This is a genomic window from Paenibacillus sp. FSL H8-0259 (assembly GCF_037963255.1).
GTDB lineage: Bacteria > Bacillota > Bacilli > Paenibacillales > Paenibacillaceae > Paenibacillus_AQ > Paenibacillus_AQ phytohabitans.
The window spans coordinates 5,576,414-5,601,894 of record NZ_CP150147.1 but is presented as its reverse complement, the minus strand read 5'-3'; the positions used below and the strand labels follow the sequence as shown (position 1 = coordinate 5,601,894).

At 51.1% G+C, this 25,481-nt stretch carries 22 protein-coding genes; 14 read left to right on the top strand and 8 right to left on the bottom strand.

Going from position 1 to position 25,481, the window contains the following annotated elements:
* Positions 1 to 49: 49 nt before the first annotated feature.
* The gene (locus NSU01_RS24350; protein ID WP_076248887.1) at positions 50 to 1,375 is read right to left on the bottom strand and encodes a sugar phosphate nucleotidyltransferase; all 1,326 of its coding nucleotides are present in this window, start codon (positions 1,373 to 1,375) and stop codon (positions 50 to 52) included.
* A gap of 14 nt (positions 1,376 to 1,389) precedes the next feature.
* Positions 1,390 to 2,205 (bottom strand): DUF6492 family protein, encoded by an 816-nt coding sequence (locus NSU01_RS24345; protein ID WP_076248889.1) that lies wholly within the window; start codon positions 2,203 to 2,205, stop codon positions 1,390 to 1,392.
* Between the two features lie 212 nt (positions 2,206 to 2,417).
* On the opposite strand from NSU01_RS24345, the gene NSU01_RS24340 reads away from it, so the two are divergent.
* Positions 2,418 to 3,173 (top strand): YheC/YheD family protein, encoded by a 756-nt coding sequence (locus NSU01_RS24340; RefSeq protein WP_076248890.1) that lies wholly within the window; start codon positions 2,418 to 2,420, stop codon positions 3,171 to 3,173.
* A gap of 54 nt (positions 3,174 to 3,227) precedes the next feature.
* Here the strand turns inward: NSU01_RS24340 and NSU01_RS24335 are convergent, their stop codons facing one another.
* Both NSU01_RS24335 and NSU01_RS24330 read right to left on the bottom strand, forming a co-directional pair.
* Positions 3,228 to 3,806, bottom strand: coding sequence for a TetR/AcrR family transcriptional regulator (locus NSU01_RS24335; protein ID WP_076248892.1), 579 nt, complete (start codon positions 3,804 to 3,806; stop codon positions 3,228 to 3,230).
* Positions 3,807 to 3,896: 90 nt separating this feature from the next.
* The gene (locus tag NSU01_RS24330) at positions 3,897 to 4,730 is read right to left on the bottom strand and encodes an SDR family oxidoreductase (RefSeq protein WP_076248894.1); all 834 of its coding nucleotides are present in this window, start codon (positions 4,728 to 4,730) and stop codon (positions 3,897 to 3,899) included.
* A gap of 369 nt (positions 4,731 to 5,099) precedes the next feature.
* Here NSU01_RS24330 and NSU01_RS24325 point away from each other — a divergent pair, with 369 nt between their 5' ends.
* Together NSU01_RS24325 and NSU01_RS24320 are read left to right on the top strand one after the other, a co-directional pair.
* A complete protein-coding gene (locus NSU01_RS24325; RefSeq protein WP_197074262.1) occupies positions 5,100 to 5,531 on the top strand; it encodes a MarR family transcriptional regulator in 432 nt (143 codons plus the stop codon).
* A 43-nt stretch (positions 5,532 to 5,574) separates the two neighbouring features.
* On the top strand, positions 5,575 to 6,963 hold the full coding sequence (locus tag NSU01_RS24320) for an MATE family efflux transporter (protein ID WP_076248896.1): 1,389 nt from the start codon (positions 5,575 to 5,577) through the stop codon (positions 6,961 to 6,963).
* Positions 6,964 to 7,960: 997 nt separating this feature from the next.
* Here the strand turns inward: NSU01_RS24320 and NSU01_RS24315 are convergent.
* Entirely contained in the window at positions 7,961 to 8,107 is a 147-nt protein-coding gene (locus tag NSU01_RS24315; RefSeq protein WP_339302343.1) for a hypothetical protein, read from the bottom strand.
* A gap of 80 nt (positions 8,108 to 8,187) precedes the next feature.
* On the opposite strand from NSU01_RS24315, the gene fabZ reads away from it, so the two are divergent.
* The 10 genes from fabZ to NSU01_RS24265 all read left to right on the top strand — a co-directional run bounded on the left by fabZ (position 8,188) and on the right by NSU01_RS24265 (position 18,640).
* Complete coding sequence (gene fabZ / locus NSU01_RS24310) at positions 8,188 to 8,616, top strand: 3-hydroxyacyl-ACP dehydratase FabZ (protein WP_076245802.1); 429 nt, start codon at positions 8,188 to 8,190, stop codon at positions 8,614 to 8,616.
* A gap of 111 nt (positions 8,617 to 8,727) precedes the next feature.
* On the top strand, positions 8,728 to 9,747 hold the full coding sequence (locus tag NSU01_RS24305) for a LacI family DNA-binding transcriptional regulator (protein ID WP_039310015.1): 1,020 nt from the start codon (positions 8,728 to 8,730) through the stop codon (positions 9,745 to 9,747).
* 183 nt (positions 9,748 to 9,930) lie between these two features.
* The gene (locus NSU01_RS24300) at positions 9,931 to 10,911 is read left to right on the top strand and encodes an ABC transporter permease subunit (RefSeq protein ID WP_231575181.1); all 981 of its coding nucleotides are present in this window, start codon (positions 9,931 to 9,933) and stop codon (positions 10,909 to 10,911) included.
* A 15-nt stretch (positions 10,912 to 10,926) separates the two neighbouring features.
* Positions 10,927 to 11,814, top strand: coding sequence for a carbohydrate ABC transporter permease (locus NSU01_RS24295; protein ID WP_039310017.1), 888 nt, complete (start codon positions 10,927 to 10,929; stop codon positions 11,812 to 11,814).
* Positions 11,815 to 11,880: 66 nt separating this feature from the next.
* Complete coding sequence (locus tag NSU01_RS24290; RefSeq protein ID WP_076245800.1) at positions 11,881 to 13,521, top strand: sugar ABC transporter substrate-binding protein; 1,641 nt, start codon at positions 11,881 to 11,883, stop codon at positions 13,519 to 13,521.
* A 61-nt stretch (positions 13,522 to 13,582) separates the two neighbouring features.
* Positions 13,583 to 14,938, top strand: coding sequence for a glycoside hydrolase family 30 beta sandwich domain-containing protein (locus tag NSU01_RS24285; protein WP_076245797.1), 1,356 nt, complete (start codon positions 13,583 to 13,585; stop codon positions 14,936 to 14,938).
* 238 nt (positions 14,939 to 15,176) lie between these two features.
* Positions 15,177 to 15,773 (top strand): RNA polymerase sigma factor, encoded by a 597-nt coding sequence (locus NSU01_RS24280; protein ID WP_042138850.1) that lies wholly within the window; start codon positions 15,177 to 15,179, stop codon positions 15,771 to 15,773.
* Positions 15,709 to 16,494, top strand: a complete 786-nt coding sequence (locus NSU01_RS24275; protein ID WP_144026129.1) for a hypothetical protein — start codon at positions 15,709 to 15,711, stop codon at positions 16,492 to 16,494. The genes NSU01_RS24280 and NSU01_RS24275 overlap by 65 nt, the downstream gene beginning before the upstream one ends.
* A 1-nt stretch (position 16,495) precedes the next feature.
* A complete protein-coding gene (locus tag NSU01_RS24270) occupies positions 16,496 to 17,401 on the top strand; it encodes an ABC transporter ATP-binding protein (RefSeq protein ID WP_256703942.1) in 906 nt (301 codons plus the stop codon).
* Positions 17,402 to 18,640 carry an ABC transporter permease subunit gene (locus NSU01_RS24265; RefSeq protein WP_076245793.1) on the top strand — a complete coding sequence of 413 codons (1,239 nt, stop codon included), beginning with the start codon at positions 17,402 to 17,404 and terminating at the stop codon, positions 18,638 to 18,640.
* A gap of 98 nt (positions 18,641 to 18,738) precedes the next feature.
* Here NSU01_RS24265 and NSU01_RS24260 read toward each other — a convergent pair whose 3' ends face one another.
* The 3 genes from NSU01_RS24260 to NSU01_RS24250 form a co-directional block, all read right to left on the bottom strand.
* Positions 18,739 to 19,755 (bottom strand): ABC transporter substrate-binding protein, encoded by a 1,017-nt coding sequence (locus NSU01_RS24260; RefSeq protein ID WP_076245791.1) that lies wholly within the window; start codon positions 19,753 to 19,755, stop codon positions 18,739 to 18,741.
* 433 nt (positions 19,756 to 20,188) lie between these two features.
* Positions 20,189 to 21,799 carry a response regulator gene (locus NSU01_RS24255; protein WP_076245788.1) on the bottom strand — a complete coding sequence of 537 codons (1,611 nt, stop codon included), beginning with the start codon at positions 21,797 to 21,799 and terminating at the stop codon, positions 20,189 to 20,191.
* Positions 21,796 to 23,535, bottom strand: a complete 1,740-nt coding sequence (locus tag NSU01_RS24250; RefSeq protein ID WP_076245786.1) for a histidine kinase — start codon at positions 23,533 to 23,535, stop codon at positions 21,796 to 21,798. Before NSU01_RS24250 ends, NSU01_RS24255 begins: the two co-directional genes overlap by 4 nt.
* 318 nt (positions 23,536 to 23,853) lie before the next feature.
* On the opposite strand from NSU01_RS24250, the gene NSU01_RS24245 reads away from it, so the two are divergent.
* Entirely contained in the window at positions 23,854 to 25,461 is a 1,608-nt protein-coding gene (locus NSU01_RS24245) for an extracellular solute-binding protein (protein ID WP_042138844.1), read from the top strand.
* Positions 25,462 to 25,481: the final 20 nt, after the last annotated feature.

Below are 25,481 nucleotides of genomic sequence, written 5' to 3'. Positions count from 1 at the left end.
GGATATCCCAAACAGCCATTCTATGGCGTTTGAGATATCCCTTTTTCTATCAGCTGCCATATACCCGCCCGTCATCGCCTGCTTCACTGATCCGTACCTCAATAAGCTTCATTGTGCTGACAGCCCTGACCGCATGCCGGTCTCCACGGGCTATAGTGAATATTCCGCCTGCCGATGCTGCGGCTGCGGCTCCGTTCACCGTGACCTCACCGTGACCCGATACAATCATCCATGTCTTGGCAGAATGCTTACAGTCCATTTCCGGGATGTCATGCTCCGGCAGCAGTGTTAACATCATCGTAAGTACAAGGCGGATGCCATTTGTTGCCTGGTCCAGAAGGGTATAGCTGCCCCAGCCGGTCTCCCCGTATCTCGGCTCCTGAACAGAATGCTCTTGCAGGATGTCCTTGATCATGTTTGCTTCCTTCCTGGCTGCAATCAGGATGCCTTCGGGGCTCGCTATGGCGACTATGCCGGATACACCGATTACATGCAGCGGAACCTTCAGCTCATTGACGATATGGGTATCCCGGCATTCACCCCATAGGCCTCCTTCGCCAGTCAACGGAGAGTCCAGCCGGGCAGCGAGCGTATCCCAGCTTCCCAGATCAGACCACTCCCCCTTATGCCGTACAACGACTGCTTTGGTGCTGTGCTCCGCCACTTCCTTGTCGAAGCTGCGGACCGGAAGTCCGGCATATTGCGCAACAAATGCCGCATGATCAGCGGGCAGCCCCACCTTCTGGAGATGCGACAGCAGGAAGCTTAGCCGAAACGCGAATACCCCGCAGTTCCATAAAGCATGCTCCTTCATCAGCTCCCGGGCTTTGGCGATATCCGGCTTCTCTGCAAAAGAGAGCACCTGAGCATACGCCTCCGTGCCCCCTTGTGCCGGGACAATATAGCCGTATTGATCGGAAGGATAGGCAGGCTGGGTTCCAAGCAGGAGGAGTTCTGCCTGTGAGGATGCCAGAATATCCGGAAATTGAGGAAACAGCCGGAAGAAGTCTTCGTCCGCATACATATCAGCCGGAGCCACGCAGATGATGTCCTCCGGTCTAGCCTTTCCTGCGGAGTACAAATGCAGGGCGCCATAGGCGGCTGCCGTAAATGTGCCGCGCTTGTAAGGCTCCCCGATTACCGGAAACTTGTTTCCGGTATAGCGGCGGGTGATGGCCAGCTGGTCCTGATGTGCGACGAACAGCACGGATTCGTCAAGTCCCGCTTGACTGAGCTGGCGGCATACGCGTCCGATCATGGACTCTGTGCCCCCGTCAGGTGCAGGAAGCAGCGGCAGGAACATCTTGGAACGGATGCTGCCGGAGAGGGGCCATAGCCGCATACCGGAGCCCCCGCTTAGAAGAATAGTATGCAAGGCGGTCTGCCTCCTTAAGGTTTGGGCGGAGTGGAATATCCCTTGCGCTGATGGAAGGACAGCGAACGGTACGTACGGGCATACTTCTGAAGCTGCGCTTTGCCCAGGGAGGCCGCCGGAGTCTTCAGAGCTTTATTGTTGGCGTTCCTGAGCAGCACAGCAGCGCTGTTCCTGCTGTACACATAGTTGGCATAGGTTTCGAATTCGGAGAAGCCGAACTGCTTCGTTTTGTCGATGGAGCGGAGAATGGCGGCATGCCAGGGCATCCCGTGCCGGGCTTCAATAGTTCTTTTGAGACTGGCCAGCTTCGCGGACTCGAACAGCATATAGTGTGTAACAAAAGACTTAGGGGAAGGAGCGGCGGCGCCGAGCAGCTTCCGGTAGGTGCGGAAATATTCCGGCTGGCTCCAGCTGCGGCAATAAAAGATGCTTTTCCCGCCGGAACGGAAACGATGGGGGCGAATCAGCACCGTATCCGCATCAACCACCAGGAAAAATTTCTCGCGGCAAATATGATCCCCGTTCATCTTAAGCAGCTGCTGGTACAGCCAGCCGGAACGGTTCCAGCGGGAAGAGGAGTAGCGGATAGCTTTCTTGGTGAACGGCAGAACGGTAGTTTCATCGACAAAGACACAATTTTTGCGGGAGCACAGCCCTCTGATCTTGCTGCTGTGCGGCGAGACAATATAAATATGGCTGATAGGGTGGCGGACGTAGCGGCGGAGACTGTCGATCACATGGGGGAGGGTGGCAAGATCCTTTTCAATAGCCGGGATCAGAACATCGATTGGAGGGCCGTTTTTCGTTACATTTTCCGAAGCTGCTGACATGGATTCATCTCCGTACCTATATTGACACTTGAGCGTCTGCACTAGGGTATGCCTGCGGATTAACGGTTGACAGGGCAATGATCCTGCTGAAAGATAATCTTCCCGTAGGGGGCAGATGCTTTATTCAAATACGCCTTCTTCCGCATAGAATGCAGCGACTATGCAAATCAAGGGAGGATGGAAAGCTCCTTCCCGGACAGGAGAGTGCATGCGTGACAGCCAAACAGGTTCAGTCAGGTCAGAGCAAATGGTACAAGACCCAATTGTTGCTTAAGAACCAAACCATTACCCCCTTCATCCCGGATACCCGGAGGTTTAACAGACGCAATCTGGAGCAGATGATTCACAGCTATGGAATGATTTATGTCAAGCCGGAACGGGGAACCTATGGCAATGGAGTAATCCGCGCTGAGCGGGGGGAACGGCAGGGGTATACGTATCAGTATGAGGAAACGCGGCGCCATTTCGATACGTTTGAAGCTTTTCATAAAAGTCTGGCGAAGAAGATCGGCAGAAGGAGCTATCTGGTTCAAAAAGGTATCCATCTGCTGAAGCAGGGCGGGCGCCGTTTCGACATCCGGGTGATGGTGCAGCTCAGCCCCAAGGGCGTATGGGAGGCTACCGGAATCATTGGCCGGCTGGGGCATCCGCGCAAAATAGTAACCAATTACCACAGCGGCGGCAAACCGACCGCAGTGGATCAGTTGCTCTCTACCCATCTGTCGGCCCACCAGCTCGTGCAGCTGAAGGGAGAACTAAACCGGCTGGGTACACGCATCGCAGTTCAAATGCAGAAGACCTATCCGCGCCACCGGCAATTCGGTGTAGACATCGGTCTTGACCGGACGCTCAAGCCATGGATTATTGAAGTGAACATGAATCCTGACCCGTATATTTTTAATCAGCTTAAGGATAAATCCATGTACCGCAGAGTGATGAGGTACCGGCGTTTTAGCCTGAAGCCATAGAGCATACAAAGAAGGCCTGCCAACGTGCAAGGCCTTTCTTTTGTGATCATTTTTTTATAGGCTTACGCTTTGCCAGCAGGAGTCAATTAGACCGTCGATCTCCTCGTCCTTAAGGTCCAGATAATGGTTCAGTGCGCTTTTCACGACATAGACGATGGAGCCGTAATGCATCTGCACCATGAACTTGGGGTCCATAGCGGTAAACAGCTTCTGTTCAACGGCTTCGGCGTAGAGCTTCTCCAGCGGATGACACCAGCCGCCTTCATAGGCCGCTTGCTTGACTTCATCATAGATATAGGGCGAGAACGAATACTGTTCGATAAATTGAAAGCCCTGCGGATACTCGAGTGACAGGGTGATCAGATTCCTCCAGGCCCGCTCCAGACGGGTGCGCAGAGGTTCACCGGTATATACGCCGTCAAGCACCTTATGCCCGTTAAAAGTAACGATACCCCTATACAGCTCATTGATGATTGCTTCTTTACTCTCAAAATAATGATAGATGCTTCCGGTAGAAATCCCGGATTTCCTGGCAATCAGCGACATGGAAGTCGCCTGAAGCTCCTTCTCAATAATCAGACCCAGCGTCGTTTCCAGTACGGCCTGCTGAACCTTATTATAATTGTCGAACATAAACCCGCCTCCAATCGAACATTCATTCTAATGTAAGGCAAGAGGTTCCGGCTTGTCAAGGCACGCAGGGGGCGGCATTATGACTGCGTTTTAGCGGTTATTCTGCGCCATGGTCTCCAGATACTCTTCAATCGGCACGGAATTACGCAGCGCCATTAAGCTGTTCCCTGTATCGCCGATCACCGTCCGGAATTTGCTGCTTACCCCGGTGGCCAGTTCTGCTATCGCATCTACAATTACTTGCGGGTCATCCAGCTGGCTGTTGTCGCGGTTTCCCATAAGCGCACTCAGTTTATCCATCATCTCATCGTACACTGTAATCTTCTCATCTCTGTTCCAGATGATATTATTCGTGAAGTTATTGCCGGAAGAACCGCCTTGCTCGATCAGCCTCAGCTCAATATTCAGCGGCTTCAGCTCGTAGTACAACCCTTCGGTTAATCCTTCCAGCGCGAACTTGGACATGTTGTAGAGAGAGCCGAGCGGCACCGCAGTAGTCACACCCATGAAGGAGCTGATGTTGATGAACATCCCGCTGCCATTGGCCCGGAAGTGAGGCAGGAAGCGGCGGATCACATTGATCGGTCCCCGGGTATTGACAGCGAATTGCCAATCGATATCCTTCTCAGCCGCCAGCTCCAGCGGTCCATAGGTGCCCATTCCTGCGTTGTTAACAACAACATCTATCTTGCCAAAAGCGTCTATAGCCGCATCCACAGCCAAACTCACCTGGTCCGGATTTGTAACATCCAGTTTGAACAGCCTGATATTGTCGTACTGGCGCAGCTCCTGCCCGTTCTCCGGTGTACGCATAGTGGCCGCCACATTCCAGCCCATTTTGGCGAAATGAATCGCCGTTAGCTTTCCGAGTCCCGAACTGGTACCTGTGATGAAAATCGTTTGAGCTGCTCTGTTAGTAGACATGAATATTCCCTCCTATTATTAGATCGAACGATCATTCTAATGCGTGATAAAAAAATATACCATCCATTAGAATGATCATTCTAGGGACATTATTATCCTTTCGGCGGGGATTGTCAAGGATGAAGATACTTGCTGGTTAGATTCCGTTTAAACTCAGTTTACATTCCCTAAGTACATTAGGTCTGCAGCAGGGATCAAGGCTATGGTGAAAGGAGGAGAGGCTTAGGTCTGCTTCGGTATCCAGTTAGCTAAAAGATATCCAGATAATTAGAAGATGTCCAGATAGTTAGAACATTGACAGTTAGAATTCTATCTACTATGCTTGCTATATTACTTAGAATTCTATCTAATTGACAAGGGGACATGAAGATGACCGAACCTATTTTGCATACACCGTATTCAGATTTGATCCGTGAGATTGGCTTGAAGCTTAAGAGCTCTGCCGATGCCCGGCTGAACGAGCTGGGACTGAATTCCGCGCAAGGCCGGATGATCGGATATATCTATGAGAATCAGGACAAAGGCGTGATCCAGAAGGATCTGGCGGAGCAGTTCAAGCGGCGCGGGGCCAGCATCACCAGCATGCTCCAGGGCCTGGAGAAGAAAGGCTATATCGCCCGCGTCACCCATGAGAAGGATGAACGTCAGAAGAAGCTGACCGTATTGGAGAAGGGAGTTATCCTGGTCGAGGAGTTCAACCTTATGTTCTCGGATGTTGAAGCCGGTATTACCCGGCAGCTCAGCAAAGAGGAGGCATCAACCCTATTGTCGCTGCTGTCCAAAGTTAATCAAAGCTTGTAATGGAATGAATTGGTTATGAAAGTACACGTTTGGAGGAATGAATATGAACAAGGAAGTATCCAACCAATATTACCTGGAATCCGCTCCAATGAAAAAGGCGATATTCCATTTGTCGGTTCCCATGATGATCGGCATGTCAGTCGGAACGGTCTACAATGTGATCAACGCTTATTTCATCGGCCTGCTGCATAATACGGGGATGCTGACGGCGATCACGCTGGGCTTGCCGATTTTCACCGTCCTGATGGCCTTCGGCAATGTGTTCGGAGTGGGGGGCGGAACCTTCGTCACCCGGCTGGCCGGGGAGAAGAATACGGAGAAAGGCAAGCGGATCGCCGGATATACCTTCTATGCAAGCATCATTGCCGGAATCGTTATCGCGCTGCTGGCGCTGCTGGCGATTAATCCGCTCACCCGCCTGCTCGGTGCGGATGCGGCAACCTTCGATTACACGAAGACCTATGCCCTGACGATGTTCGCCGGGGGCTTCGCGATTGTGCTTAATTTTGCGCTCGAACAGCTGGTCCGCGCTGAGGGGGCGTCGAGGGAGTCCATGTATGGTATTTTTATCAGCACGGCGCTCAGTCTGATCTTTGACCCGCTGTTTATTTTGATTCTGGGCTGGCATGTAGCCGGAGCGGCGCTGGCCATGTGCCTGGCTAACCTCGGATCGGCACTCTATTATCTCTATTATCTGGAGAAACGGAGTGAGAATCTCAGGGGGTTCCTGAAGCATTTCAGAATATCCCTGCAGGATAAGCTGGAGATCTATAAAGTCGGCATCACGGAGCTGCTGCAATGCGCTTTTCTGATTGTGACGACACTGCTGCTTAATAACTATTCCATCCAGTATGGTGATAATGTGGTAGCCGGGTTCGGGGTGGCGCTGAGAATTGTGCAGATTCCCGAGTTCCTGTCGATGGGACTGTTCCTGGGCCTGATCCCGCTCTTCGCCTTTAACTATGCCAGCAGGAACAGAGCCAGACTTACCTCAAGTATTAAGTATGCTTTTGGCTATATCGCCAGCATTGCGGTGGTATTTGTCAGTCTGGTCTATGTGTTCCGGGGACCTATCCTGCATTTGTTCTCCAATGATAACTCGGTGATCAGCATGGGGATTTACATCCTGGCAGCCATGCTCATCTCCGCGCTGTTCAATGGTTTCACCGGTCTGTTCATGAGCATCTTCCAGGCTACAGGCCAAGGCGCACAGGCGGGGATTATGGCAGTTACGCAAGGCGTGCTCTATATCCCGGTGATTATCGTGCTGCATCATTTCTTCGGCCTGCATGGCGTGATCTGGTCCATGACCGTTACCGAGGTGACGACAAGCCTCCTGGGTGTGATTCTGTTCATCGGCTTCAACCGGAAGCTGGGGAGATTGGGTAGTGTAGACGATCCGGAGGGGGGGGCTCCGGTGGCGTCGGTGTGACGCCTGAAGCACTGAAGACCTGAAGACCTGAAGACCTGAAGGCCTGAAGCTCAGAAGCTCAGAAGCTCAGAAACCCTAAGTAAATTACTTAGATTTCTTTAAAAACCTTGAATCTATATAGGGTAAACTTAGAATCTGAATTGCTGCATGGACGAATCCTTGCTCTGCAGGAGGGTCGTCCATCGGCTGGTCAATATTCTTAAGTTTAGCTTATATACAAGGTTTTTTGGCGTTTAGGAAATTATGCGATGTATTCATTGGCCCCCGAAAGTAGGCAATGAGAGGAAATGAGGGGCAAAATTGCCCCTGATTCCGGTGGAAGTGGTCTTGGAGTAGGAAATGAGGGGTAAAAGTGCTCCTGATTCCGGTAGAAGCGGGCCTGGAGTGGGAATGAGGGGCAAAAGTGCCCCTGGTTCCGGTGGAAGTGGGCTTGGAGAGGAAATGAGGTGTAAAAGTGCCCCTGGTTCCGGTGGAAGTGGGCTTGGAGAGGTAAATGAGGGGCAAAAGTGCCCCTGATTCCGGTGGAAGTGGCCTGTAGGGGGAAATGAGGGGCAAAAGTGCCCCTGGTTCCGGTGGAAGTGGGCCTGGAGTGGGAATTGAGGGGCAAAAGTGCCCCTGATTCCGGTGAAAGTGGGCCTGGAGTGGGAATTGAGGGGCAAAAGTGCCCCTGATTCCGGTGAAAGTGGGCCTGGAGTAGGGAATGAGGGGCAAAAAGTGCCCCTGGTTCCGGTGGAAGTGGGGCGCAGATGAAAAATATAGGGATAAATCCCACTAATTACGCCGAAAGTAGGCAGAATGAGGGGAATAGAGGGATAAATCCCATTAAATACGCCAAAAGTAGACGGGACGAGTGAAATTAGAGGGATAAATCCCTTTAATTCTGCTGCAAGTGGGCTTGTGAGTGGAACGAAGGGGGACAGCGTCTCTCAATACGCCTCATCATCGCCTGCACCTATAACACTCCGTCCGCACTCACCTCCCAACTCGCCCCCGCCGCCTACACACCCCCTGTATCCGCACTGCCCCCGCACCGGCACCCACCGCCCCCGCCCGCACCCCGCCAGTCATCGGTACCCACCGCCCCCGCCAGAACCCCGCCAGTTACCCGCACCATAACTTCACCCTGGTTACTTGCCGCCCGCATCCGCCCGCCCAACTCCGCATAGCTAAATCCCGCTGCTTTATAGTAAAATGAGATAAATTTAATCACAGAGGAGTAACTGTATGCTGGACGTCAATGAAATTCAGGCGCGGATTCCCCACCGTTATCCGTTTCTGCTGGTAGACCGGATCACCGAGCTTGAAGAAGGCAAGCGGGCGGTCGGGATTAAGAATGTGAGTATAAACGAACCATTCTTCCAGGGGCATTTCCCCGGATACCCGGTGATGCCGGGTGTATTGATCGTAGAGGCATTGGCCCAGGTAGGCGGTCTAGCCATGTCCAAGCAGGAAGAGGGCGGAAGCACAATCGGACTGCTCACGGGAATCGACAACTGCCGGTTTAAGCGTCAAGTGAAGCCGGGAGATCGGCTGCGCCTTGAATTTGAAGTTACCCGGGTCAAAGGGATAATTGTAAAAGGAACGGGGACCGCCACTGTAGACGGTGAGCGGGTGTGCGAGGCAGAGATTATGTTTGCGTTCGGCGGGCAATAACTAGGGGAAAAGGTGGCTGGAGAAAGATCATGAGAAAAAGTGTTGTATTTAAAACGGTTTCATGCTATTTTATAAACTATAAAAACGTTTTTATTGCAGAGGAACAATGATATGGGAAAGATAACAATCAAAGACGTGGCCAGAGAAGCAGGCGTCTCCATCTCCACGGTCTCCAACGCCTTGAATGACGTGGATGTACTCAACCCGGAGACCAAATCCCATGTGCTGAAGGTAGCGCAGCGCCTGAATTATGTTCCGAACCTGAACGGCAAGCTGCTGAAGTCCGGTACGACGAAGATGCTTGGTTTTTTCACCACAAGTGTGTCAGGTCCATACTTTTACAAGCTGGTAGAATCCATGGCCCGTCAATGCGACCGCCTGGGTTATGGCCTGAATGTATTTGTCACCAAGGACAAACAGGTGGTCATGAGCAATATTCTCGGACGGCGCGTGGATGGTGTCATTATCTACGAGGAGCTGGGCATCGACGAGAAGGATATTGCCGCGATGAAGAAAGACAAGATTAAGGCGGTATTTCTGGACCGGGTGCTGGAGGACGAGGGGATGGGGAGCATCATATTTGATTCTTTTGAATCCGGGTATGAGGCTACCAAATATTTGATCGGCCTGGGGCATAAGAAAATTGCCTATATCTCCGGCGTAGATACGATGTTCGACAGCGTACAGCGGCGGGAGGGTTATCTGGCAGCGCTCCGCCAATATCAGCTTCCGGTGGATGATGATTATATTCTTCAGGGTTATTTTGAGGAAGACAGTACCTATAATGCCGTGAAGTCCTTTATCCGCGTGCATCCCGAGAAATTGCCTGACGCCTTCCTGGCCGGTAATGATATCAGTGCGATCGGCTGTATCCAGGCGCTTAAGAGCTACGGGTATGAGGTGCCGGAGGATGTCAGCGTAATGGGCTTCGATGATATTGATATCGCTCCATACTACTCGCCGCCGCTCACGACAGTGAGGAATCAGATCGCAAGGCAGGGCATGCTGGCAATTGACCATCTGGTGCGCATGATTCAAGAGAAAGAGCAAGGCGCCGTACAGAAATTGCAGGGTGAACTGGTAGTAAGAGGCTCAAGCCATGTAAAGATGGACCGGAATGACCGCCCTTAGAGAGCAGGAGTGGTCGTTTCCAGATATAAGCATCCATATGTTTTCACACGATTAGGTTTCCTTCTGTTTCTACTTCATTGTTATATAAAAATATGCACAGCAGGGGGGCTTTTTTTTGCACGCAAATAAAAACGTTTTTATTGATTTGAACATCTGATTTCTTGATTTGGAGGGGAGAAGAACGTGAATAAAACAGCTGTAGTACCGCCAACTTCAATGCCGCCGAACGCCAAGAAGCCTATGGGGCAGCGGATCAAAGAGTTTGTAATCGATTACAAAAGGCAGTGGGAGATTCAATCCATGATTCTGCCGGGCATTATTTTTATGATTATTTTTTGCTACATACCGATTTACGGTCTGACAATTGCCTTCAAGAACTACACGGTCATAGACACACTATCTTCCGCACCCTGGGTGGGGCTGGATAACTTCAAGATTATTCTGTCTGACGAATACTTCTGGGATGCAGTCGTGAACACGCTGGGCATCAGCTTCCTGAAGCTTGGGATCGGGTTTATCATTCCGATTATTCTCGCCATTATGATTTACGAGCTGAATATGGGGCGCTTCAAAAAATTCGTCCAGACCATCTCCTACCTGCCGCATTTCCTGTCATGGATCGTTCTCGGCGGGATGCTGATCACCTGGTTCTCTACTTCCGGCTTGTTCAATGAGCTGCTGCTGAATCTGGGACTGATCTCGAAGCCGTCCAACATTCTGCTGGATTCCGGCAAGTACTGGTGGATTGCCACGTTGTCCGATATCTGGAAAGAAGCCGGTTGGGGCACAATTCTGTACCTGGCCATTATGTCAAAAATCGATCCGACCTACTACGAGGCGGCCAAAATAGATGGAGCCAGCCGGCTCCGGCAAATCTGGAATATCACGCTTCCAAACATGAAGTCGATTATCAGCCTGAATCTGATTCTGACTGTAAGCGGTTTACTCGGTTCTAATCTGGATCAGACGCTGGTCCTCATGAACTCCCAGAACCGGGCCAGAGCGGAGGTCATCAATTCGTATGTATACCGTATGGGGATGACGCAAGGTGACTTCTCGTATGCGACCGCCGTTGGTTTGGGTGTCTCCATCGTTTCAGTGATCCTGCTGGTTACGGCCAACAAAATCACCAGTAAGTTAAATGATAATCAATCCGTGTTATAAAGGGAGGCATGTGCTGTGAACCGAAAGGTGGTTAAAGAAGATATCGACAGCCGGATCTTTGACGCGGTCAATATGGTTCTGCTGATAATCTTCATGGTCATTATTCTCGTTCCCTTATGGAACGTCATTATTTCATCCTTAAGCTCAGGCAAGGCGCTTGCCGAGGGCGGGTTTATTTTCTGGTCCAAGGAGTTCTCCCTGGAGAATTACCGCGCGGTATTCAATGACAGCAGTATCGGGCAGTCCTTCCTGGTCTCCATCTCCAAAACCTTTGTCGGGGTCTTCACCCATGTATTCTTTTGCGCCATGATCGGCTATGGTCTCAGCAAAAGATACATCCGCGGCCGCAAGTTGTATGTGGCGATGGGCGTCATTACGATGTTTTTCTCCGGCGGGATGATTCCGACTTACCTGCTCATTAAATCGCTCGGACTCCTGAACAGCTTCTGGGTGTACATCATCCCCGCATTATTCAGCTATTACGACGTTGTCATTCTGATGAACTTTTTCCGGAATGTCCCGGATTCGCTGGAAGAATCGGCCAAGATTGACGGCGCAGGCGACTGGCATATTTTCCTCAAAATCTTCATTCCGCTCTCCATGCCCGCTATGGCGACAATCGCCCTGTTCAACGGGGTGGGGCAATGGAACGACTTCATGACAACGAAGCTATATATCACCAATCAGGCCCTTTATCCGCTGCAGATGAAGCTGTATGAGATTATCGTGCAGTCACAGACCCAGTCGATGCAGAACATCGGGGGCTCAGCCGTGATTGAAACCACCACCAAAGGGGTTCAGCTAGCAACAATTGTCATTACTACCCTGCCTATTGTTGCGATGTATCCAGTTCTTCAAAGGTACTTTATCTCCGGCATGATGATGGGGGCGGTCAAAGAGTAGAGAAGAAGAGGGGGCGTATTTTTCAAAAGAAATCGGTTTCTACATCATATTATAGGAGGTTTATCAATGATTAAAATGAATAAAGTCCTGGGGAATAAGGGTGTTAAGCTCGCTCTGCTGCTGATGGCGGCAATGCTGGTGGTGGCAGGCTGCAGCTCAAACGGCGGTTCGAAGAAGGGCAGCGATGTCTCAATAGAAGACCGCTACACGGTGGACCCGGAAACTCCGGCCTGGCAGCTGGATAAGAAATCGGAGACTACGGAATTGACCTGGTATGTCAACGCGGACTGGTGGAATACGGACTTCGGCAAGGATGTGGTGACCAAGAAGATCAAAGAGGATCTGAACATCGACATCAAGTTCATTACGGGGGACGACACCAAGCTGAATACATTCTTCGCGGGCGGCGATATGCCGGATCTGCTGACGATCTTCGACTCGAACTCACCAGTAGTACAGAAAGCTGCTACCTGGGCGCTCCCGCTGAATGATCTGGCCGAGAAATATGATCCTTACTTCAACAAGGTCGCTGCGGCCGACACGCTGAACTGGTTCCAACTGAAAGACGGCAAAACCTATGGCTATCCTAACTATTCCAATACACAGGCTGATTATGACAGCGGTAACATTCCGGCCAAAACGGCTTTTGTTATCCGCAAGGATGTCTATGAAGCACTGGGCAGCCCCTCCTTCGGGACCCCGGAAGAATTCAAGAATGTCATGAATCAGATCAAAACACAGTTCCCTGACATGATTCCCTTCGGTTTCAACTCCATTGGGGAAGGCACCGGCTCACTAGGGGATGTGCTGCAGGATTTCATCGGCGTGCCGCTGGAAACCGAAGACGGCAAGTTCTTCAACCGCAATCTGGATGAGGATTACCTGACCTGGCTGCGGACGCTGAATGCCGTATACAGAGACGGGGCGATCAGTGACGACAGCTTCGCCGATGACGGTACAGGTTTTGAGGAAAAAGTGAAATCCGGTAAATATGCCACGATGCTGCTCGACGGTACTCCACAGCAGGGCGGGAATCTGCAGATCTTCATGAGTGCTAATCCGGGAAAAGAGTACATTGCCATCGATGGTCCGCAGAGCACAGTGGGACATCAGCCGACCCTCAATCAGTCCGGGATTACCGGCTGGATGATCAGCTACATCACCAAGGACTGCAAGGACCCGGCCAAAGCGATTCAAATCTTCACGTACCTGCTTAGCGAAGAAGGCCAGAAGCTGATGAACTATGGTATTGAAGGCGAGACCTACAAGGCAAATAGCGACGGTACGGTAGAACTGCTGCCGGAAGTGAAGGATCTGCAGCTGAATAATGCGGATAAGTTCAAGAAGGATTACCGGATGGGCGAATTCATGTTCTTCGGGCATGACCGCCACAAAGCGCTGAGCAAGGATGCCTTCCCTGAATCGATCAAGCAAATGCAGGAATGGGGCCAAGGCAAGCTGAAACCGCATTTCATCCTGGAGAACATCAATCCCGATCAGGGTACAGCCGAAGCACGCGGCCTGACGGCGATTAACACCACCTGGAATACAACAATGGTAAGTATGATCCGTGCCAAGGATGATGCAGCCTTTGACAGTACCTTGGCTGATTATAAAGCCTTCCTGGACAAAAACAGCTGGGATAAGATCGTAGAAATCCGCAGCGGGAAGATGCAAGCCAACAAGGAAAAGCTGGGCATTAAATAAGCAAGGCACAGAAAGGGGCCCGCTTTGGGCCCTTTTGCATAAAAAGATGGAGGGATAACACATGCGGGAAATTATCATGTATCAGTCTAACGGAGAAGACGAGCTGTTTGTGGAGCAGTCAGTTGCACAGCTGCCGCAAATTTCTGCTGATACGGTTACTGCCACAGTTGAGATAGATGCCAGTCATACGTATCAGGAGATGGATGGGTTCGGGGCCTCCTTCACGGACTCGGCCGCCTATCTGATTCATCAGGTGCTTGACGAGGAGCAGAGAACAGAGGTTATGAGCAAGCTGTTTGATCCGCAGGATGGCATCGGCTTGTCCTTCCTGCGGAATCCGATGGGGGCATCGGATTATGCCAGAACGGTCTACAGTTATAATGATCTGCCTGAGAACGAGACAGATCCCGGATTGTCCGGGTTCTCCATAGCCCATGATGAAGCGGATATTATTCCTTTATTGCAGCAGGCGTTGAAGCTGAATCCGGAAATCAAGCTGATGGCTTCACCCTGGAGCGCACCGGGCTGGATGAAGACCAGCGGGTCGATGATTACCGGTCAGCTGAAGCCGGAGCACTATCAGGTGTATGCGGACTATTTCGTCCGCTATATCCAGACCTTCGCGGCTCACGGTCTGCCTACCTATGCCGTCACTGTGCAGAATGAGCCGCTCTATGAACCGCAGCATTATCCGGGTATGCTGATGCTGCCGGAGGAGCAGCTGGAGTTCATCCGCGACTATCTGAAGCCAAGCTTCAGGAAGAATGGAATTGAAGCCAAAATCCTCTGCTACGATCACAACTGGGACCGGCCGGATTATCCGCTGACCGTTCTTGAGCAGGCCGAAGCGGAAGTGGATGGTGTAGCCTGGCACTGGTATGGCGGTGCACCGGCTGCGCAGTCAGAAGTGCTGGCGGCTTATCCCGGCAAAGAAGTACACTTCACCGAAGGCTCGGGCGGGGAATGGATTCCGCCGTTTGAGCAGGCGTTCTCCAATGTGATGCGCACGGGAATTGAGATTTTGCGGAATCACAGCAAGTCGTTCGTGCTGTGGAATATGGCGCTGGATGAACAGAATGGTCCAACCGTTCCCGGCTTCGGCAAGAGTACCTGCCGCGGAGTAGTGACGGTCAACCAGCAGACCAGGGAGCTTACATATACCCTGGATTATTACGCGCTGGCGCATTTCAGCAAAGTCATCCGGCCCAAGGCGCTGCGCCTTGCTTCTGCCGCTAGCAATGAGCAAGTACGCTCCGTTGCCTTCCGCAACAGTGACGGATCGTTTGCGGCGGTTTTGTTCAACGATGGGGATACGCAAGAGAATGTAGTTGTGAAGCTGCAAGGGGATGAGGTACTGACCTTCCCCATGGCGCCAAAAAGTGCTGTATCATTGAAGGTGGACGGCAGTAGGGAGTAGCAGGCTCCCGACAAGTTCAGCCAGATCAGCTTGTGTCCAGTCACGTTACTTATTGACAATAAAAGGAATCGAATAGATTAAATGAACAAGGCGTTCCGCAAAGCCATGAACTGGCTGCCGGGACGCTTCTTTTTTGCCGGAAATGTAAAAAATATCAATCTTCATCAAAAGGTCACAAATATACTTCACTTTTTATCTGCCAAATACAGTTATATAGAGTAGAAAGGAGAGGACGCAAGTGGATGAAGGTGAATGGGTTCGTCGCATCCAGGAGGGTGAGACCAGGTATCTGACGCCGCTGATTGAGCGGTATTACGCCGGAATACAGAAGTACTGTTATTACCGGCTCCGCAGTGAGGAAGAGTCCAAGGATCTGACCCAGGAGACCTTTTACCGGTTCTGCAGGCATATCGCAAGGTATTCGAATAGCGGGAAATGCCGTGCTTACTTATATACGATTGCCCGGAACTTATGTAATGACCAACTGCGGAAGAGAGTGCAGTTCCCCTCCATGGAGTTTGATGAAGCTGTCACCGGGGAAGCTGTCTGGCAGGGCCTTTCTATAGAGGAACAGGTGGAGAAGGGGCAGCTGGTCGATGAACTGCTTCACTTGCTTCCTGAGGAGCAGCGGGAGCCGGTATTTATGCGTTTTTGCCTGGATTTGACCTTCCGCGATATCGCCCGTATTACGGGAGTGAATGTATGTATGGTACAGTACCGTGTTAAGCGCGGGCTGAACAGTTTAAGGAGTCATTTGGAGAGGAGTGATTATGTTGAACAAGCATCAGCAGTCCATCATCGGAATCCTGCAGAACTCCCACTCGTTCCCCGTTGAGCGGAAGCGGCTGGAGGAAACCATCGGGGGAGCTGAGACAGAGCTAAGACAGGCGCTGGGCGGACGGAGAACAAGTTTAGCAGATTTCTATAAGCTGCAGCTCCGCTTCATCAGCCGGAAGGTATGGGCGGCGCAGCTGCTGATTGTTATGGGAATGGCATTCTTACTGCACAACTCTATGCAAGGGCAGAGGGCAAATATACAGCTTATGATGCTGGCCTCTCTGGCTGCACCTTTACTTGTAATCACAGGGATACAGACCATGACCCGGTCATTAAGCCGCTCTATGCTGGAGGTTGAACTCAGTACCTATCATCTGCTTGATAAGCTGACAGCTGTCCGGATGAGCCTGCTGGGAATGGCCGATCTGCTTGGATTAACGCTGCTTGGGGCCTTACTGGGTACATGGACAGATGCCGGAGTCCTGGAGATGTTCCTATACTTGCTGATTCCCTTTAATCTGGCTTGCTTTGGCTGTCTGTGGCTGCTAAACCGGGTGCGCACACCAAACTGCGGTTACTATTGCCTCTTATATTGCTGCCTGCTGGTGTTGTTGCAGCTCATTGTTTCGTTTAACCCCCCGCTCCTGCTGCTCAATTCATCGGCTGCAGGAAGAGGTCTGGTGTTGCTGCTGCTCTCGGCAGCAGGATTGGTCTATGAAGGTTACGGTATACGCAAGACCTGCCGGAGTCTGGAAACGGCCGCACAAGGAGGAGTATAGGATGCTGGAGCTGACTTTGAACCAGGTACATAAACATTTTGCCGCGAGGCATGCCGTAAACGGAGTTTCAATCAAGCTTAACAGCGGTGTATATGGTCTGCTGGGAGCAAACGGGGCGGGCAAAACAACGTTGATGCGGATGATATCAGGCATTCTGATACCAACCTCAGGGAGTATTCAAATGAATGGCCGGGACATTAGCCGGATGGGCGAACGATACCGTGATATACTCGGCTATTTGCCGCAGGACTTTGGGTATTACCCGGATTTCAGCGCACAGGAATTTCTCTGGTACATAGGGACATTGAAAGGCTTGAGTCTGCCGGCGGCAAAAGGAAAAACAAGGGAGCTTCTGCAGCTGGTTGCTCTGTCAGAGGTTGCGCGCAAGAAAATCCGTACCTTCTCCGGAGGAATGAAGCAGCGGCTCGGCATTGCCCAGGCACTGCTTAATGACCCCTGCGTTCTTGTGCTGGATGAGCCGACAGCAGGACTTGACCCCAAGGAACGGGTACGCTTCCGTAATCTCCTAGCCGATCTGGGCAAGGAGAAAATCATTATTCTTTCGACGCACATTGTTGCGGATGTAGAATACATAGCGGATCAGATTCTGGTGATGAAGCAGGGAAGCCTGCTGATGACAGGTACGGTGCAGCAGCTGACAGCTGCGGCTGAGGGCTGTGTATGGTCATGCCGAATTCCGGCCCGGGAGGTTGAAGAATGGAATGCCCGCTACTGCATCAGCAATCTGCGGCATGAAGGGGAGTGGGCAGAGCTGCGTATAGTGTCTCAGGAGAGGCCGGGGGATCAAGCAGTAGCTGTTGTGCCTACGCTGGAGGACTTCTATCTGTATCATTTTCAAGATGATTTGACTGTTGCAGCTGGTGCAGGCATACGGGAGGTGCAGTGAATGGATATATTAACCCGGTTTGAGTTGCGGAAGATTATTCGGAAGAAATCATTTTATGCAGGAGTCGCGATCATAGCGGCTGTGGCAATCTTAATGTCGGTTATACTGGTGAACAATGCGCAGATCACAGGCCGGGACGGCAATTTTTTGAATGGGGTTCGCGCGATCCGGCTAGAAAGAGAGTATGAACGACAGCTCGCGGGTCCATTAACCACAGACAAGCTGGAACAAACGATAATCCGGCATCAGCGCCTGCTGCAAGATCCTGATAATCTGGATGGGAAAGGGGAGCTGACCGTTAGTGCCTTTGCTAAGAATGAGGTCCAGTATGAACAGCTATATTCTTTAATTTCCCGGGCGTTCTCTCCTTTGAATGAATACGATTATTATATCCGCGATAAATTGCAACCTGGTGACGCCGCTGCCTTTTATCAGAAACGCATGGAGAGGGTACACGAATATTTGAATGCAGAGCATCCCGAGGGCAATTATTCGGCACAGGAGAAGGCCTTCTTTATCCGCATGAATGAACGTATCCCGGTTCCTTTTGAGATGAACTACGTCACAGGCTGGGCCAATGTGTTTGAGAACCTGCAGTTTATTTTTCTGTTCACTGCCTTTGTCATCGCAGTATGTCTGGCCCCTGTCTTCGCCGGGGAATATCAGAGCGGAGCCGATGCGCTCCTTCTATCCTCCCGTTATGGGCGCAGCAGGCTTATAGCCGCGAAACTGAGGGCAAGCCTGATTGTTTCAGTAATGCTGCTTATCTTTGGCCTGGGCCTCTATACGTTCCTGCTGCTTGGCATATGCGGTTTTGAGGGCGGAACCGCCAGTGTGCAGATGATTCAGTTTAGAGCCCCGGTTCCCTATACCGTCCTGCAAACTTATATGTGGGCAGTCCTGATCGGCAGTCTTGCGTGTCTGCTGGTTGGCGGGATAACCCTGTGGATGTCCAGCCGTATGCGAAGTCCCTTCCCTGTGATCATTGCCGCCGGGATGCTGCTGTTCGTCCCCATGGCTATTCCGGCAAGTGAGAGCAGCCGGCTGTTCAATCATCTAATGGCATTATTGCCAAGCAATATGTTTGACAGCTTCCGGAAAATAACGGATTACGAGGTTATTCATATTTTTGGTCAATTGATTCCGGAGTATAAGGTTATACCTGGGTTTGCCGTTATCGTTATAGCTCTGCTGCTGCCATTTACGTACCGGGCCTTCAAAAACCATCAGGTTGCCTGAAAGTAAGCTGGTTTGAGCTGCGGGTTTATGGAGTATTGTTTAAAAAATAGGGGCTATCCAAGCAGCCAATGCACGGCTGACGGGATAGCCCCATTCTTTTATTTGGCGGACGTACGGCTGAAGATATCAGTGATCTCATCCAGCAGCCTGTCCAGCGTAATCGGGTCGTCGAAGTTGTACTTGCTGTCGAAGGTGTAGACGCGGCCTTCTTTGACCGCAGGAATGGCTTTCCATAAGCCGCTATCTGTAAGTGCCGTCTGTCTCGCTACGGTTTCGCTGCTGTTGTCGGTCAGAATGAACATGTGTGTGCCGATATACTGCGTCAGCACCTCGTCGGAGATGTTCGCGAACCGTTCGTCGGCATCAATCAGCTTCTGGACACCTTCTGTCGGTTTGAATCCGAGCTGTCCGTACAGCGTTTCGTTCAGGCCTTTGTTGCCCATGATATACAGGTCAGAGCCCAGGACAAGCAGGGAGGTAGCAGTTTCGCCTTCTGTTATGTTCAGCTGTTCCTTCACAGCAGCAACCTTCGCCTTGTAAGCATTGAACCAGGTATCCGCCTCTGCAGTACGTCCAAACAATTCAGCTAACTGGCGCACGCGTTCTTCCGTGGGAAAGGTGCCGTCAAGACCAACCACTACGGTCGGTGCGATTTGACTTAGCGCTTCAATCCCGGTCTCATCCCAGTCGTCAAAGATGATCAGGTCCGGTGATAAGGCCAGAATCTTCTCTGGAGAGAACGGATACCCGATATCTTCAATGCCTTCGAGCAGATCAGGGTAGGCAACCTGCGTCCCGATGACACTAAGCGAGGCTCCTATAGGCTTCACTCCAAGCGCCAGCAGGTCGCCGGGATTGCTGCCGACATATACAATGTGCTGCGGATCGGCCGGAATTTCAACCTCTCTCTTTTTATAATCCGTGTACAGCCGTGTTGTAGCTGCAGCGGGCTCTGTTGCCGCCGGAGTGGCAGCCGGTGCTTCGGTAGCAGCTGCCGTTGCAGCCGCAGAAGCCGGAGCTGCGTTATTACTGTTGTTCGATTGTCCGCAGGAGGACAGAATCAACGTGAGGAGCAGAAGGGTTAAAGGAAGAAATATCTTTTTTGTGCTTAGCATGGATGACGCTCCTTTATGATAGTTTGTTATGTAACTGGCCCTTTATCAAGAAAGTAGAAGCCCGCGCAACGGCTTTGCCCCGCCTACTTGTAGTGAACTTAAAGGGATGTTTTCCTCTAACTGGCGTGTTCCGCTATTTACAACGGAGTTAAATGGTCCGCAGAGACAGGGGGAAAGGTTGAAGGTAAGAGCAGCCGGTCCTCATCTGTGAAATTGTCCTAAAACCTAAATGAATATGATAATCATTATCACTAGATTATATTTTATTATAATAGAGAGGAACAGCAAGGTTGTCAATCCTCAAAGAAACTCTTCTAAGCAACAGCTCGATCAAAATCAATATAAATAAAATCCCCTACATCATTTTGAAGATGCAGGGGATGATTTTTGATTGAGATCATTTAGCTTTAACTAGATGAACATTATCATATAGCTACTGCACCGGTTGAGAATGCTGATCCTTCTTATATTCATTCGGCGGCAGGCCGACCTCCTGCTTGAACAGCTTCGAGAAGTAGGAGTAGTTAGTGTAGCCTACCTTGTTCGCAATGGTATAGACGGAATGGTGGGTCGTTTCGAGCAGATGCTTGGCGGCGGCGATACGGACCTGAATGACATAGCTGCCTAAGGAGATGCCGGTCTCCTTCTTGAACAGCCGGGCCAGATAATCCGGATTCAGGTAGACGATCTCCGCCAGATCGCCCCGGGTCAGATCATCGCCGTAATGGGTATGGATGTATTGCTTGATCTCTTCGGCAATTGACTGGGGCTGCGAGGTGAAGTCCCGGTATTTCATCGCCGTGCTGACCAGATAGTTCAGGTATTCCTCCATATCCTCAATGGAAGCCAGCGAGTGCAGCAGCAGCTGGTCATGGGTTTTGCCGGTATATAATTTGTGAACCTGAATGCCCTTCATTTTGAGGAAGGAGTAGACGAGCTGCACGATATCAAGCCGGAACAGACTGAGGACAGAGGTGTCCAGCGCCCGGCCCCGGAGCATCCCCCGCAGGTATCCGGTCACCTCGGCCAGAAAGGCGGAAAGGTTGTTCTGGCTGAGCAGCTCCTCCAGCTGCGTCAGATCCGGCGGAATATAAGCGGGTTTGCTGTGCTGAAGATACGTCTCCACCAGGAAGGTATGATTGCGGCTGCGGGTAATCTCTTCATCCATCGTGAGGGTGGCTTTGAAGATATTGCCGACGTCGCCGAGTTCACCGGCTAAGCCGATGGTGCAGCAGGCATCGCATTTTAAATACGGATTGGCTTTTTGAATAAAAGAACCGCATAGCCCTTCCAGCAGGTGAAGCTCAGGTGCCCTGTTCCATTTCAGAATGGCGATCCAGTTCGATTCCTTATATTCAAGAATGCTCTCGATTGAGAAAAACGGGCTCTTGTACAGCTCATACAGCACGTTCAGCAGCGCGAAATCAAACAGGTATTTCTCTTCCTTGCCCATGCTGCCGTTATGGGGGAACAGATTGAAGAGCACAGGCTGAATGATCTCATTCATCTGATAGCTCAGATTCTGCTCCTCCATGGCATGGAAGATGGCAGAGGTCCGGATGGGGAAGGCCGTGCTGTCATTGACCAGCTTGCGCCAGAAGTGCTCGAGAATTTTTGCCTGATTCTTTTGCCAGAAATGACCTTCCTGAATGGCCTTCTCGTTATGCTGCTGCTCCCGGGCACGGGCAATCGCTTTCTGGATAATCAGCATCAGCTTGTCGAATTCGATCGGCTTCAGGAAGTACTCGAAGCTCTGCAGCTCAATCGCCTTCTGGGCATAGTTGAAATCGGCATAGTTGGTCAGCAGGATCGTCTGGATCCTGTATTGCCGCTCTCTGATCCAGGCCAGCAGCTCCAGCCCGCTCCCCTGCGGCATCTCGATATCGGAGATGAGAATCTGTACAGAATGGTTCTCCAGGATGTCCTGGGCCTGTGACACATTGCTCGCAGTGAACACGGTTTCGATCTGAAGCAGCGCCCAGTCAATTCTCTTTTGCAGCGCGGCAATTACATAGTAGTCATCATCAACCAGTAAAATATTCATAAGAGTTGCTCCGTTCCTGTTGAGAGTTCCGGCAGATCCGGGAGGCAAAGGGTGATGCATGCGCCGCCTTCTGCGGGATTGGAAAAGCTGACGGTTGCTCTGCTTAAATATAGGTATTCCAGCCGTTTAAGCGTATTCATAATGCCGATCTGATTGCCTTTGGACTGGTCCAGCGGCTTACCATGCACAAGCTTATCCAGCACCTCTGCGGGGAATCCGGGACCGGTGTCGGAAATCTGGATCACGGTCATTTCTTCATCATCTACTCTGCGGCGTTTCACAGTAAGCCGGATCTGCATCTCGTTAGCTCTGGAGATCGCGTATTTGACAGAATTCTCGATAAAGGTCTGCAGCACCAGCGGAGGGATCTTCATGTCCGTGGTCTGCGCTTCCTGTTCAATCTGATAAATGAAGGCGTCGCGGTAGCGGCTTTTCTGGATATCGAGGTAGATCCGCACATGCTCAATCTCATCCGCAAGCAGGACAAAGTCCTCGCTGCCTTGAAAAATATATCTGAAATATTTCGAGGTGGACATCGCCATCTGCTCAATCTCCTCGTACATTTGAATCTGCGCCATGCTGTAGATGCTGGTCAGGCAGTTCAGGAAGAAATGCGGCTTGATCTGCTGCTTCATGAAGTCCAGCTGGATATTTTGCTTCTCCAGTTCCTGCTCGTACATGGCGATTTTGTAATTGCGTATCTGTTCGACCAAATCCTTGAACTGCGCGCTGGCCTCTTCCAGCTCGATGATTTTGCTGTTTTTGAACCCGGCAGGCTGGCCGTCTTCATTAAGGTGCGTCAGACTCTCCGAGAAGCTCTGGATCGGTCCGAGCACCCTGCGGTTGAAGAACAGCATTACGGCGCAGAGCGTAGAGGTGACCATGAAGAAGAGCAGCATGATGAGCAGCTGGGCGATCATTATTTTCTCAAAAGCCCCGAATTTGATCACCATCTTGGCGCTGAAAGCCGTACCTGAGAATTCGCTCTTAATGATGGTACGGGACTGGAACAGGTTCCGGATGCCCGTCTCTTCCTGCAGAGGCTTGCCGCTGTTCGTAACCAGTGTGGATAGGTCTGTCCCGTTCTCATCAACAAGTGAAGCGTAGCCGTTCGCGCCCAGATTAATCTGGCGGAGCGGGGTAATGAGATTATCGGCCGAGATCATCCCGATGAAATAACGGTTGTGGTACGGAACAATGTTGATAATGTAATATTTACCGTTCACGAGTATAGGGGTCCAGCGGGAATAGAACTTCTCATACACCTCTTTATCATCGATAAAAGAAATAATCTGCTTCTTCAGCTCCCGGTAGACGGTATAATCGATGCTGATGGGGGCGCAATTCAGGAAGAAGGACTGGTTTTTTAGATAGTAGAAGAAGTTATATTCCTGACCGTAATTCTTCTGCAGCTCGGTGAACCTTTTATGCAGATCCTCGTTTGAATTAATGAACTCCTTGCTGGTCTTGTCGTGGGCATTCATCATATTCAGGCTCTCATCGTTCGCGAGCGTCCAGCCCATATAATGATTAATGTAGGCAAAATCATGATTAATCCGGTTGATATACAAATCGGCGGTATCCTGCAAATACCGGGTGGACTGCTGCTTGACGATGGAAATGGAAGCAACGCTGATGACAAGATCCAGAATAAGCACAATAAATGAGATCAGAATCGTGATTTTTACATAATGGCGTATCGGGTAGGGTTTGTTTCTTGCCGGTTTTTTGGCCATAGTTGTCTGGTGAAGTCCTTTCCTGTATGTCCGTTTCCGGACGTACTACTTGCGAGTAGGTAACACAGTCATTATAAAACCCCGGGATCAAAAAAACATGGGGAAATCCCGGCTTTTCACCCCAAAGTCCGGATACAGCAAGTAAAAGTCTGAATAGCGTCATGAAAACTGCCTGAAACCGGGGGCTGGCTTCCCTAAATAATGTAAGCGGATGCATAGGTCCGAATAACAGGGCGTTATTGTCCGGAATGCGGAGAAGCAAGAAGGTATCATTAGGGATGTCAAAAGGATCTAATACACCGAAACGGGGGATTATGAATGGTTAAACAGAACAGGAAACCGGTGGCCAAGAAGTGGGCTATCTCACTAATGGCGGCAGTGATGCTTGTCGGACTGGCCGGATGCGGCGGCGGCAACAAAGAGAATAACACGGCGGCTGTAGACACGGACAGCTTCAATAAAGAAGGCCTGCCGATCGTCAAGGAGCCGGTTACGCTTAAGGTACTGACGGTACGCTGGGGCAGCATGGGGGATACCTTCACCAAGAACCAATGGCTGATTGATCTCGAGAAGAATACCAATGTCAAAATCGACTGGCAGGTCATGTCCTCCAACGACTGGGCCGAACAGAAATCCATTCTGCTGGCCAGCGGCACCTTGCCGGATGTCGTGCTGGGCGATCAGACCTTCACCGACTCCGATATCGTGAACAATCTCAGCTATTTCCGTCCGCTGGATGATTATATTGATCAGTACATGCCTAATCTCAAGGCCGCGATGGAAGAAACACCGGATATGAAGAAGATCAGCACCTTCCCGGACGGTAAAATCTACTCCATGCCGACCCGCCTGCCTTCGCGTCCGAAAAGCTCACGCCAGCCGGTCATCAACAAAACCTGGCTCGACAAGCTGGGCCTGAAGGTTCCGGAAACGATTGACGAGCTCTACACTGTGCTCAAAGCCTTCAAGGAGCAGGACCCGAACGGAAACGGTAAAGCGGATGAAATTCCGTATATCGAAGTAAGCAATGATATGATCAGTCCGTTTGGAATTGCCGATCTGAATACCAACAACATGCTGGTTAAAGACGGAAAGGCTGTGTATTATCCGATAACGGAGGAGTACAAGGAAGGCATGAAATGGGAGAATAAGCTGTATTCCGAAGGTCTGCTCGACAAAGAGCTGTTCACCCAGGATGCAACGATGATCTCGGCCAAGTTCCAGAACCCGGATGCGCCAATCGTCGGCTTCACCTACCAGTGGACACCGGATGCCGTATTCGGCAAATGGAGTGACCAGTATGTAACGATTCCGCCGGTTGCCGGACCGGATGGTAACCGCTACACCATCGGCAATCCGATCGGGATGAGCCTGAACCGCAACGAGCTGCTGATCACTTCTTCCTGCAAAACACCGGAGATTGCCGCACGCTGGGCAGACCAGTTCTACACGAACGAAGCGAGCATTCAGAACTTCTGGGGTGCGATTGGAACGGTTATCCAGAAGAATGATAACGACACCTATACGCTGATGGACCCTCCAAGCGGAACCAGCGCAGATGCCTGGTACTGGGATCAGTCCCTGCGGGACTTCGGACCGAAATATGTCAGCCCGTCCTTCGAACAGAAGATCGTGCTTAACCCGGAAGCGGGTGACGGTCTTAAGCTGGAGCTCGACAAGCTGGGCAGTGAATATGTAACGACACCGTTCCCTAACGTAATGTACACTTCCGAGGAGTTCGAAGAGCTTCCGACGTTGACCACGGATATCGATACTTATGTGAACACCATGCGTGCACAGTTTATCAGCAAAGGGGATATCGACGGGAACTGGGATGCTTATGTGAAGAAGCTGAACGATATGGGTCTGGATAAGCTGGTGAAGATCCGCACGGATGCATACGGACGTTACAACAGCGTGAAATAAAGACCATAGCTCTAAAGATT